Origin of the sequence: Bacillus sp. NMCC4 (assembly GCF_002998555.1) — a bacterium.
GTDB lineage: Bacteria > Bacillota > Bacilli > Bacillales > Bacillaceae > Bacillus.
Genome location: NZ_PVRA01000014.1, coordinates 45,046 through 57,467, shown reverse-complemented (window position 1 = coordinate 57,467; position 12,422 = coordinate 45,046). Strand labels below are relative to the sequence as shown.

General features: G+C 41.6%; 12 protein-coding genes and 1 other annotated feature. Of the genes, 5 read left to right on the top strand and 7 right to left on the bottom strand.

Going from position 1 to position 12,422, the window contains the following annotated elements; translation table 11 throughout:
- Positions 1-87, top strand: an 87-nt coding sequence (locus C6Y02_RS19195; RefSeq protein WP_133257282.1) for an IS3 family transposase, incomplete at its 5' end; no start/stop codon positions are given.
- Between the two features lie 55 nt (positions 88-142).
- Here the strand turns inward: C6Y02_RS19195 and C6Y02_RS18485 are convergent.
- Entirely contained in the window at positions 143-514 is a 372-nt protein-coding gene (locus C6Y02_RS18485; RefSeq protein WP_003217763.1) for a winged helix-turn-helix transcriptional regulator, read from the bottom strand.
- Positions 515-671: 157 nt separating this feature from the next.
- Between C6Y02_RS18485 and C6Y02_RS18480 the strand changes: the two genes are divergently transcribed.
- A complete protein-coding gene (locus tag C6Y02_RS18480; RefSeq protein WP_066031743.1) occupies positions 672-1,859 on the top strand; it encodes an MFS transporter in 1,188 nt (395 codons plus the stop codon).
- 13 nt (positions 1,860-1,872) lie between these two features.
- Positions 1,873-2,712: an aldo/keto reductase gene (locus C6Y02_RS18475; RefSeq protein WP_106031932.1), complete on the top strand. Its 840-nt coding sequence runs from the start codon at positions 1,873-1,875 to the stop codon at positions 2,710-2,712.
- 45 nt (positions 2,713-2,757) lie between these two features.
- Here the strand turns inward: C6Y02_RS18475 and C6Y02_RS18470 are convergent, their stop codons facing one another.
- From C6Y02_RS18470 to C6Y02_RS18445, 6 genes are all read right to left on the bottom strand, one after another.
- Entirely contained in the window at positions 2,758-4,257 is a 1,500-nt protein-coding gene (locus tag C6Y02_RS18470) for an extracellular solute-binding protein (RefSeq protein WP_106031931.1), read from the bottom strand.
- 25 nt (positions 4,258-4,282) lie between these two features.
- Positions 4,283-5,143 (bottom strand): carbohydrate ABC transporter permease, encoded by an 861-nt coding sequence (locus C6Y02_RS18465; protein WP_087976618.1) that lies wholly within the window; start codon positions 5,141-5,143, stop codon positions 4,283-4,285.
- Positions 5,144-5,362: 219 nt separating this feature from the next.
- Complete coding sequence (locus C6Y02_RS18460; protein WP_066030523.1) at positions 5,363-6,115, bottom strand: NAD-dependent epimerase/dehydratase family protein; 753 nt, start codon at positions 6,113-6,115, stop codon at positions 5,363-5,365.
- A 46-nt stretch (positions 6,116-6,161) separates the two neighbouring features.
- Positions 6,162-7,064: a dienelactone hydrolase family protein gene (locus C6Y02_RS18455; protein WP_066030522.1), complete on the bottom strand. Its 903-nt coding sequence runs from the start codon at positions 7,062-7,064 to the stop codon at positions 6,162-6,164.
- 130 nt (positions 7,065-7,194) lie between these two features.
- A complete protein-coding gene (gene leuS, locus C6Y02_RS18450; RefSeq protein ID WP_106031930.1) occupies positions 7,195-9,609 on the bottom strand; it encodes a leucine--tRNA ligase in 2,415 nt (804 codons plus the stop codon).
- Positions 9,610-9,707: 98 nt separating this feature from the next.
- Positions 9,708-9,929 (bottom strand) — a binding site (T-box leader).
- Positions 9,930-10,032: 103 nt separating this feature from the next.
- Positions 10,033-10,362 (bottom strand): DUF4257 domain-containing protein, encoded by a 330-nt coding sequence (locus C6Y02_RS18445; protein ID WP_223249904.1) that lies wholly within the window; start codon positions 10,360-10,362, stop codon positions 10,033-10,035.
- A 426-nt stretch (positions 10,363-10,788) separates the two neighbouring features.
- Between C6Y02_RS18445 and ytvA the strand changes: the two genes are divergently transcribed.
- Together ytvA and C6Y02_RS18435 are read left to right on the top strand one after the other, a co-directional pair.
- The gene (ytvA, locus tag C6Y02_RS18440; RefSeq protein WP_034665400.1) at positions 10,789-11,592 is read left to right on the top strand and encodes a YtvA family blue-light photoreceptor; all 804 of its coding nucleotides are present in this window, start codon (positions 10,789-10,791) and stop codon (positions 11,590-11,592) included.
- 84 nt (positions 11,593-11,676) lie between these two features.
- Complete coding sequence (locus C6Y02_RS18435) at positions 11,677-12,378, top strand: coiled-coil domain-containing protein (RefSeq protein ID WP_106031929.1); 702 nt, start codon at positions 11,677-11,679, stop codon at positions 12,376-12,378.
- Positions 12,379-12,422 lie beyond the last annotated feature (44 nt).

Here is a 12,422-nt window from a genome sequence, read left to right as displayed (position 1 = left end):
GAATACATTTATTATTATAACAACATTCGTATTCAAACGAAACTAAACAACCAATCACCGATAAACTATCGGCAATTGGCTGTATAAAGGTGTTTTGATCCCTGTCTCAAAAACGGGGGTCAGTCCCGGAAGCGGGACTTTTTTATTTAAATTGTTCATTTAAAATGCTGTCTTCCAGCACTGAAAGCGGCTCTCCGTACACACGTTCAATATGAGCTGCTCCCCAATCACAAAGCGCATTCAGAATTCTTTCGAGCGACTGTCCGTATTCACTTAATTCATATTCCACTTTAGGCGGTACTTGCTCATACACAATTCGGTTAATCACCCCATCACTTTCAAGCTCTCTCAGCTGTTGTGTAAGCATTTTTTGTGTGATGTTTGGCATGAGCCGCTTCAATTCACTCGTGCGTTTTTTTCCATGTGTTAAATGACATAAAATCACGCACTTCCACTTCCCGCCAATGACCTCAAGGGTCGCTTCCACTGAGATATTATATTTTTTCTTTTCCATCAAATCCTCACTCCTCTTTGTGCGAACAGGCACTTTTTAGTACCTATATTACAAAAAAGTACGTACTTTTTTTTTCGTCATCTATGTTAGATAATAACTCTTGCCGATCGGCTTCGTCTATCAAAATGTCATCATAGAAGGATGTGAACACTTATTCATGAAGAAAAAGCAAAACCACTTTGCCCTTCTCGCACTAGCCATTAGTGCTTTTGCTATAGGAACCACTGAGTTCATTAGTGTCGGTCTTTTGCCGATGATTTCAGAGGACTTTGGAGTGAGCGTCAGCCAGGCGGGCTGGACCGTCTCTTTATATGCACTTGGTGTGACATTCGGCGCGCCTATTTTGACTTCTCTGACTTCAACGATGAAAAGAAAGACATTGCTATTGCTCATTATGCTCGTCTTTTTGATTGGAAATACACTAGCCACGATTGCTCCGACTTTTTCAGTGCTATTAATCGGACGGGTCATTTCAGCCTTATCCCATGGAATCTTTATGTCCATCGGCTCTACGATTGCTGCAAGCCTTGTAGTGAAAGAAAAACGGGCAAGTGCGATTGCCTTTATGTTCACTGGATTAACAGTTGCTACTGTGACGGGCGTGCCATTTGGGACGTTTCTTGGCCATGAGCTCGGCTGGCGGACGTCATTTGGTGTGATTGTCATCATTGGTCTGATCGCACTGATATCCAACTATTTTCTTGTTCCATCTCAATTAAAGCAAGGCGTGAAAACATCATTTAAGGATCAAGCTGTCTTATTAAAAACAAAAAGAATCTTGCTTCTATTTGTCATTACAGCAACAGGATACGGAGGAACCTTTGTCGTCTTTACGTATTTATCCCCTCTCTTACAGCATGTGACAGGTCTTGCGCCTGGGGCGGTGGCCTTGATCCTGCTTTTATACGGGATCACGATCGCAGCCGGAAATGTCATTGGCGGAAAGGCTGCTAATGAGCAGCCAATGAAAGCACTGATTTACATGTTTATCATCCAAAGCATCATTTTGTTTACCCTTAGCTTGACTGCTGGATTCACGGTGCTAGGCATTGGAACCGTCATGCTGATGGGACTGTTTGCTTTCATGAATGTTCCTGGATTGCAGGTAGCTGTCGTTGACTTTGCAGAAAGATACACACCAGGAGCAGTCGATGTCGCTTCCGCTATGAATATCGCTGCCTTTAATGCCGGTATCGCCATCGGCTCATTTTTAGGCGGCATCGTGACAGATACTCTTGGGCTTGTGCATACAGGCTGGGTCGGCGGCATCATGGTCCTTCTCGCAGCAATTCTCACGATGATTAGTTTTCGAATGGAACAACAAGAACAAAATCAAACCATCTAAAGGAGTTTTCAATATGAACCATTTACAAAGTACAAAAACATTAAACAATGGGATCCACATGCCAGGATTTGGTCTTGGTGTATTCAAGGTTGAAGATGGCGCAGAATTAATAGACGCCGTCAAAACAGCCATTCAATTAGGCTATCGCAGTATTGATACAGCGGCTATTTATGGCAATGAGGAAGGGGTTGGACGAGGCATACAAATTGGTCTAGCAGAAACAGGACTTCGCCGCGAAGACCTCTTTGTGACATCAAAAGTGTGGAATGCCGATTTAGGATATGAATCCACCCTACAAGCATATGAGGAAAGCTTGAAAAAACTTCAGCTTGACTACCTTGATCTGTATTTAATCCATTGGCCGGTTGAAGGAAAATACAAAGAAGCTTGGCGTGCACTGGAAACCTTGTATCGTGAAGGAAAAGTCAGAGCCATCGGAGTGAGCAACTTCCAGCCGCATCACCTAGACGAGCTATTAAAAGATGCAGACATTAAACCAGCTATCAATCAAGTGGAGTTTCACCCAAAACTGACGCAGGAAACACTCTTTACGTATTTGAACACACATGGCATTCAAATGGAAGCTTGGTCACCGCTAATGCAGGGGGAACTGCTTCATCATCCGGTGATCAAAGAGCTCTCGGACACATACGGCAAAACACCTGCTCAAATTATTTTGCGCTGGGATGTGCAAAAAGGCGTCATCACCATTCCAAAATCAACGAAAGCCCATCGTTTAAAAGAAAATGCAGACATATTTGATTTTGCCTTATCTGATGAGGATATGAAGCGCCTTTCTGACTTAAATGAAAACAAACGTATCGGTCCAGACCCAGACAACTTTGACTTTTAATAAAAACACCCCCGCTTTTTAACTGTGCGGGGGTGTTTATGTTGATCATTTTGATTTTTTAAAGGAAGCTTCATATTCTTCTATGATTTTATGACCACCGTTTGATTTCCACTTCTCTACATCTTTCTTAAATTGATCTTCACTGATGTCTCCAAGAATGAACTTATAGGTCGCATCATCGATGATTTTTTTCAATTCGTTTCCTCGCTCTGAGGCTGTTTCTGAATACAGGCTTTCAGCAGGATTGGCGACGATGATGTTTTGATTGTCTTCTTCTAGCTCTTCATATTTTGTACGAACCGCATCTCCTTTATTTTTCAAGTAACGTTTATCAATTCCTACTAGACTGACAAGCGGCTGTACGTCTGTCTGCCAGCTTTTCACTTGGCTTTCTTCTCTGACAAATGTATTCCCTTCTTCTTTCTTATAATGCTCGCCATCAATACCGTACGTCATGAGACCATATACATCTTCTTCTGCAATGCGATCAAAGAAGGCCAAAATCCGTTTTAATTCTGCCTCTGATTTCACGCTTGTTTTAGGGAATGCAAAGATGCCATTATGACCACCTGATGCCCACACACGTTCTTTACCATCTGGGCCTTTGATTCGGTTGATGATATCTACTTCCATGTTTTTATCTGTCGCGTCATCTCTCAAGTTCACTGCGTCTACCATATTCCCAACATAGATCCCTGCTTTTCCTTGTGAGAATAATTCCTGCTGCTGTGTTTTGCTTGTAACAGGGAAGTCTTTGTTGATATAGCCATTGTCACGCAGTTTCTTCATGTATTTCATTGTATTCATGTACTCATCTGTCATGAAGTCTGGCGTGAATTTGCCGTTTTCTTCTTTCCAGTCTGTCGGCATTCCCTCATATGAACCGAGTGTTTTAAATGCCCCATAAATCAAATCGTTCCGATCCGTAAAGCCAATTGTATCCGCTTTTCCGTTTTGATTCGGATCTTTTTCAGTAAAAGCTTTAGCTACCTCATAAAGATCATCCAGTGTTTTTGGTGTATCCAAATTTAAATTTTCAAGCCAATCCTTTCGAATGACAATTCCTTGTCTTGAAAGTGGTCTCTCTCTATAAATGCCATAAAGCTTACCGTCTATAGAGGCGTTTTTATTAATCAGTTCGTTCATCTTACTTAAATTTGGATAATCCTTTAAATACGGACCGACTTCCCAGAACATGCCTGATCTGAACGCATTAATAGCAGACGAATTCTTAATATCTTGAATCGTGACAATCTGCGGCAGATTCCCTGCGGCAAGTGCGGAATTTAAACGGTCTTCCTTCACGGCATCAGGCACCCATGTAATATCAAGCTCTGTATTTGTGAGCTTCTCAATCTCTTTTATGACGGAATCCTTCGGCGGCTGCTGATGATACAAAATAGCCATCCAGGTCAGCTTTACCTTTTTATCTAAATCAACCTTTTCATCTGATGAACTTGTTCCTTTGCTTGAACATGCGGATAGAATACCGCTTGCTGCAAATAACAGGACAAACGCAATCAACCATAATTTCTTTCTCCCCATAAGATCCCTCCGTTGTTCCATCTTTTTAACCTTTTACAGAACCTAGTAATGCCCCTTTGTTAAAATGCTTTTGAATAAATGGATAGACAAGCAGAACTGGAATGGTCGCTACCACAATGACAGCCATTTTAATCGTTTGGTCTGGCGGTGGTGTGGATGATCCCATATCCGACATATCTCCCTGCATTCCGCTTGAGACAATGACAATCTGCCTTAGCAGCACCTGAATCGGCCATTTCACTGAATCATTTAAATACAGGATGGCGGTCATGTACGTATTCCAATACGTCACAGCATAAAAAAGTGAAATGGTCGCAATAGCTGGCAAAGAAAGTGGCAGCACAATTTTAAAGAAAATCCCTAAATCGTTACAGCCATCCATCTTCGCTGATTCCTCAAGGCTTGCCGGGATGTTTTGAAAGAAGTTTTTCAAAATGATTAAATTGAACGCATTGATCGCAACCGGTAGAATAAGTGACCAATAGGTATCAAGCAGACCAAGTGTTTTCACCACAATAAACGTCGGAATCATACCTCCACTAAACAACATCGTGAAGACAACGAGAAACATCAATGTTCTCCGGCCTTTTAGCTCCTGACGAGACAGCCCATATGCCATGAGTGAGGACAAAAACATGCTGACAGCTGTTCCAACGAGCGTCACAAGAATGGACACAATGAGGCTGCGATACACAATATCCGTAGAGAAAATATATCGATAGGCCTCTAAAGAAAACGTGGTCGGGAACAAGATAAACTTCTTCGTGATGACCTCTTCTACTGTAGCAAAAGAGGCTGCAATGACATGGATGAACGGAAGCACACATATTAATGCGAACATGAGTAGAAAAGAGTAATTAAATAAGTTGAACAATCGGCCTTTAATAGAACGATCTATGTTCATCACGCCCTTTCTTTGAAAGCGTTATCATTTCGTCCGAAAATAAGCTGCAGCCTGTGACGATATCGTGATTAAAATGTAACAAACGGGGGAAGAAAGCGTCTATAATCATCTTGACAGACCAACTGAATGGATCATGTCAATCGTGCTTTTATGCTCATGAAACAAAAGAATAAGATCATCAGCTAATGACATGATTATGCCCTATGCCTGATCATTTTCTTCTAGGATTTCCGTCGTATTCACATCAGGTCTGTAGCCTAACTCCTGCTTTATTTTTTCCGTAGACCAGGGCTTTTCTTCGTTTTCTGATACGGCATAATATGTCCCAAAGGGGACGGTCGTTTCAATCGCTGCCTTTGTCATCCCTATAAGATCTTCATGTGACAGAAGTGTTCGTTTCGTTCTTCGTTTCTTGTGTAATGCCTCCATCTCATCTGTCACAACCGTTCCAATCCGTAAATTGATAACAGACATTCCCGTTTGATCGTGGAACAAACGGCCTAGCTGTTCTGAAGCAAATTTTAAAATACCATAGACATTTTTAGTCGCTGGCACATCGTCTGTTGTAATATTTCGCCCTAGTAAGGAGCGGCCACCCTCTTCATAACGATCGGTCACATGATTGCTGCTTGCAAAAATGACTTTTCGTATGCCGAGACGTACAGCTGATCGAAACATATAATAGGAGCTCCTCCAAAAAATATCATTCATTTTTTCAAACTCCTCAAGATTCATCACATCATGCGTCATATCCATGTTTAAAAGGTGCATGATGACATCTGTATCTCTCGGAATCGCCTCATATAATTCCTGTTCATTCGCTGCATCTGCTAAAATGGCTCCTTTTACACAACTCGTTTGATCAATGATGGTGATCTCGTACTCAGAAGAGAGCGCTTTTGTTAATATACGGCCTATCACACCGCATCCGCCAATGATCGTGATCTTTTTCATCTGTCTCCTCCTTTCTTTTGACGTAGTATGTCCAAGCCTTTATGGATTACAGCCACTTTTTCAAAAATCGAGTGGCCTCGTGACGCATAGCCGCTGTTTCAAAATGACCTGCATGAAGACCAACAAGCTGATACCGTTCTTTCAATGAAGCAGTTTGATAGGTTTGGCTCAATCCCTTTTGAATGCGTCCGACGCCTTCAGCAGGCGTGAGTGGATCAAGTTTTCCCACTAAGCTTAAATGCGGCCTTGGAAAAATCATTTCCTGAATATCAGCTGCTGTAAAGTGCTTTGCTAAGCTTGGTACATAGTAATAAAAGCCATGCCTGTCTAAATTGTTCGTTTCAATTAATGTGTGATGATCGACCTGTGCGCAAAGATCAATACACACACTGACCCTCTCATCAAGCGCAGCAGTCCACCAGGAAAGAAGCCCTCCCATTGACATTCCAAAAACAGCTAACCGGTCCGGCAGCACATCAGATCGAGACAGCACATAATCAATCGCACACATGCTTTCATACAGCATCATGCCCCACATCACTTTTCCTGTTAAAAGCATCTCCTTAAAAATTTCACTTTCTGTTCTTCCTCTTCTCTCACCAAACCCTGCATGATCGATAGCCAGGACACTATAGCCTTTTGATGTGAACTCTTTCGCATATGAAGGCGCTTGCAAATAATGAGCACCTTTGATCAGCTCTTCCTTCCCATCCACGTAGTTCCCGCCATGAGAGTGCTGGAACAGCACAACAGGTCTTTTTTTCACCGTATCCTTTGGCTTTACAAAATAAGCGGGCACTTCCTCTACACCATGAATCGAAAGAATGAGTGTTTCGACTACATACGATTCACGTTCCTCGATCTTTAACGTATATGCCTCCACGCGATGGCGTTCTGGCATTTCTCCTAACAGACTGAGCAGTTGTTCACGTTTGCTTTCCTTTTCCATTCACGTCACTCCTCATTTTCTTGATCACCTGTTAAAATACGAGGTCGATGAAGTAATCACCTTGTTTTCGACAAAATTATGTCCCGGGAAATAAAGAACACCCACCGGTTCATACCGATGGGTGTCATCATTAGTTCGCAACAATATTGACAAGCTTCCCAGGAACCGCAATCACTTTGCGAATGGTTTTCCCTTCAAGCTGTTCTTTTACGCGTGCATCATTTTTCGCAAGCTCTTCTAACTGTTCTTTTGTTGCATCAGCAGGAACGGTTAATTTTGCTTTCACTTTTCCATTCAACTGTACGACAATTTCTACTTCATCGTCGACAAGCTTTGACTCGTCATATTGCGGCCATGCTTCATAAGAAATAGACTCTTCATGACCAAGTTTATTCCAAAGCTCTTCCGCTAAATGCGGTGCAATTGGAGAAAGAAGTTTCACAAAGCCTTCCGCATATTCTTTCGGCAGTGTATCAGCCTTGTAGGCATCATTGATAAACACCATTAATTGTGAGATCCCTGTATTGAAGCGCAGGCCTTCATAATGGTCCGTTACCTTCATCACGGTTTCATGATAGCTGCGTTCTAATGCTCCTCCAGTTTGCTCCGTCACTTTATCACTGATTGTGCCATCTTCATTTGTGAATAGACGCCATACACGATCAAGGAAACGGCGAGCACCATCAAGTCCTGTTTCAGACCAAGCGATTGATGCATCTAAAGGTCCCATGAACATTTCATAAAGTCGTAATGTATCCGCACCATGAGATTCTACGATATCATCTGGATTGACAACGTTCCCTTTTGATTTACTCATTTTTTCATTATTTTCTCCAAGAATCATTCCTTGGTTGAACAATTTCATGAAAGGTTCTTTTGTAGGAACAACACCGATATCATACAAGAACTTATGCCAGAAGCGCGCATATAGAAGATGCAGTACAGCATGTTCTGCTCCGCCGATATATACATCAACAGGAAGCCATTTCTTTAGCTTCTCAGGAGATGCAAGCTCTTCTGAGTTATGCGGGTCAATATAACGTAAGAAATACCAGCAGCTGCCTGCCCATTGCGGCATTGTATTGGTTTCACGGCGTCCTTTTTTACCTGTTACAGGATCTACAACCTCAACCCACTCTTTGATATTGGCTAAAGGTGATTCACCTGTACCACTTGGCTTAATCTCAGTGGTTTTAGGCAAAATCAGTGGAAGCTCTTCCTCTGAAACGGCTGAAGAAGTTCCGTCCTCCCAATGAATAATTGGAATTGGCTCACCCCAGTAACGCTGGCGGCTAAATAGCCAGTCTCTTAAACGATAGGTGACTTTCTTTTCACCTTTTTGATGTTCTTCAAGCCATGCAATGGCTTTTTCAATCGCTTCTTCTTTTCCTAATCCATTGAGAAAATCAGAGTTAATGTGTTTTCCATCACCTGTGTAAGCTTCTTTTTCAATGTCTCCGCCTTCTACAACTTCCTTGATTGGAAGATCAAATGTTTTGGCGAATTCATAGTCACGCTCATCATGGGCAGGTACCGCCATAATCGCGCCTGTTCCATAAGTAGCCAGCACGTAATCTGCAATCCAGATCGGCATCTTTTCACCATTTAATGGATTGAGGGCATAAGCGCCTGTGAAAATACCCGTCTTCGTTTTTGCAAGATCTGTCCGCTCTAAGTCGCTCTTTGATTGAATTTCTTTGATATATGCTTCGACTGCTTCTTTTTGAGCAGCTGTTGTAATTTTTTCAACAAGTGCATGTTCTGGTGCAAGTACCGCATATGTTGCACCAAATAATGTATCCGGACGCGTTGTGAAAACAGTAAACTGTTCGTCATGTCCTTCTACTTCGAAATGAACGTGTGCACCTTCTGAACGTCCGATCCAGTTACGCTGCATATCTTTGATGCTTTCAGGCCAATCAATGTCTTCTAAATCTTCTAACAGCCTGTCCGCATATGCCGTAATCTTCAGCATCCATTGCTTCATCGGACGTCTTTCAACTGGATGCCCTCCGCGTTCACTTTTTCCATCAATGACTTCTTCATTTGCAAGAACTGTACCAAGCGCCGGGCACCAGTTCACTGGTACTTCATCGATATACGCCAATCCCTTTTCGTACAATTTCAAGAAAATCCATTGTGTCCATTTATAATAATTCGGATCAGTCGTGTTGATTTCTCGATCCCAATCATATGAGAATCCTAGTGATTGAATTTGGCGGCGGAAGTTATTGATGTTCTCTTCTGTAAAGACCGCTGGATCATTCCCTGTATCTAGTGCATACTGTTCTGCTGGAAGACCAAATGCGTCCCATCCCATTGGATGAAGAACATCATATCCCTGCATACGTTTCATGCGTGATAAAATATCCGTTGCTGTGTAGCCCTCAGGGTGCCCGACATGAAGCCCTGCTCCTGATGGGTATGGAAACATATCAAGCGCATAGAACTTTGGTTTATCTTCCGAGTCAGATGTGGCGAATGTTTTATGTGTCAGCCAATAATCCTGCCACTTCTTTTCAATTTCCCGATGCTGAAAACTCAATGTGAAAACCTCCTTTAATATGTACGGCTGTATCTGCTCAGATGACCACTGCAAGAATTCAGATTTTTCTAAAATCAACAAAAAAACCCTCATCCCTGGAAAGGGACGAGAGATTTTTTGGTTCCCGCGGTACCACCCTTGTTAGCGTCACTTTCTGTTTGTACGCTCACTTAATATCTTTAACGCAGACATGCGACAGAAGCTTTAACGCAACTGCAACTCTGAGGCGAGTTCAGAAGCAGATTTGATTGACTTTCACCAGCCGTCAATTCTCTAAAGACAAATACTGCTTTCCTACTACTCCTCTTCACTGTTCTTATCGTAACCGTCATCTAAGTAGTATTTTATAGAATTATGATCATAAGTGCAAGCAGGTTTGTATACAATGGGAATGTACCCTAGATCAGGGTAAAGTAGAGGATATTATTCGTGTGGAGATCGGTTATGACGGTTGGAGTCTGCATCCTGTGAACGCTGTTCTCTTACAAAATCAAAGCTTCGCAGAACTGCTTCTCCTCCGTAACCTGAAATAATTGATAAGATGACCAAGTGCAGACTAGAATCGGGATTTGAGGATAAGACAAGCAGTGTAGCGGCAATCATCCCAACGAGCCAATCTTCAATAAACCCTAAATAAATAAACTTTTTTGTCATTCTGGGCTTCTCTAGCCTGCCTTTTTTCTTTACGTGACCGAGAATGCCCATGACCCCTCCAATGGCGCAAGCAATAATGACTTGTTGCAGCATTTTCATCACCTTCCTAAAGCCCTTAGAATAGTAAAGCGACTTCAGGCTGTCCAGCCCCCTGTAATGCCATTCTGCTGTTCCGTCATAATCCATGTAAAAGGTCTATTCTCTCTAACGAAGAAAAAAAGCTTGTTTCTTCCATTATATGTGAATGACCCAAAAACAATCTTGATGCATTGGAATCATTTTTACCTAATCCATATTAACTATTTTTGTCATTTTATGAATTATGAGCAATTGATTCCTTCTTTTTCTAAAGAAAAGTCTCCTTACTTACTATATTCTAATGGAGGACAAACTATGATGACAAATTTAACAAAGCCATTGCAATCATTGAAACAGAACATATGTTATGTTACGTTATTAAGGAATACTTTTGGTTGAAAAGACAGCCATTTGATATGTCTGCTAGTAGCAGCAAAGGAGGGTAATATGGTCAGCTCGAACATCTTCGGCTTGCAAAAACAGCTTGAACTCATAAAAAAAGCGCTAGATCATGCGCGGATCGGTGTTGTCATTACAGACCCTTCTTTAGAGGATAACCCTATCATTTATGTGAACCATGGCTTTACACACATGACTGGATACAAACCAGATGAGATTCTTGGGCGTAATTGTCGATTCCTTCAAGGAAAAGACACAGATCAAGAGCAGCTTGATTTAATACGTCATGGAATACAGAATAAAATACCTATTACCACACAGCTAAAAAATTATAAAAAAGACGGTACTTTTTTTTGGAATGAACTCAATATAGATCCTCTATACATTGAACAAGATGATAAAACATTTTTCATTGGCTTTCAAAAGGATATTACGAAACAGAAAGAATATGAACAACTCCTAGAAGATTCCTTACAGGAAGTCACCTCTCTTTCGACGCCAATCGTCCCAATCAAAAATGGTGTATCTGCTCTACCACTCATTGGAAAACTATCTGAAGAACGCTTTGATGCCATTGTTGCGAAGTTAACTTGTATATTAGATGATTCAAAGGATGATTATTTAATTGTCGATCTTTCTGGCTTAATCGATGTCGATGATTCCGTTGCAGGACGCATTTTCAAGCTGCATCATCTTCTCAGTTTAACTGGAACCGAACTGATCATCACAGGGATCAAACCGCAGCTTGCGATGAAAATGAAAGACTTGGATACAGATTTCCAGGATACGATCACATATTTGACGGTTAAGGAAGCAATCAAAGGATTAACATTAGCTGAAAACCCTGTGTAAACAGGGCTTTTTTAGTTAAACCGCCCCTAAAAATGGAAAAATGAGGTATGATAGGAGTAAATAAAGATTTAGGGGGGCTTCTAGATGATGATGTTACTCATCATAGGTCTTTTATTTGTTTGTTTCGCCATAGGATATGCCGTCAATTTCTTATTACTCAAACACCAGAACGAGCATATCTTTTCAAAGAAACTATTTTATCCTTTTTTGATCTTCGGTCTCGTCTTTTCCATTATGTCATTACCGTTTGCTGCCACAGATGCACCGAAGGCACAAGCAGATCCATCTTCAGAACAGCTGTTAAAGGATCAAAAGCAGCTCACATCTGACATAACGCGCTTAAAAGCTGATAAAGAGGAGCTTACCGCCTCTTTAGAGGACGCCACAAAGGATAAAGAAAAACTAGCTAAAAAGCTAGAAACCATCACCTCAGAAAAAGAAACAGTCAAAAAGCAAGAAAAGACCATTCAAGTGCTTGAAGAGAAAATAGACAAGCTTGCCTCAAGCAATGAAACACTCAAAAAAGAGAACAAGAAAAGCAGCAGCGATACGAAGTCTTCCACTGTTCAGCGCTCCGCTCCTAAAGATGAAGGAAATAGTACAGGCGGTCATGAATCACAGAAGGAAACAAAAAAAGAATCTGCAGCCTGTAACATCAAAGGAAGTGTCAACGGTATTTATCACACACCGAGCAGCAGATACTACTCTAGAACCAAAAATGTAACCAAATTGTTTTGCTCCGTAGAAGAAGCAGAGCGTGCAGGGTACCGGGCACCTAAGCAATAGCCATGTGTCACGAAAAAAAGAACCTCCTGTCAGCCCCATCGGGT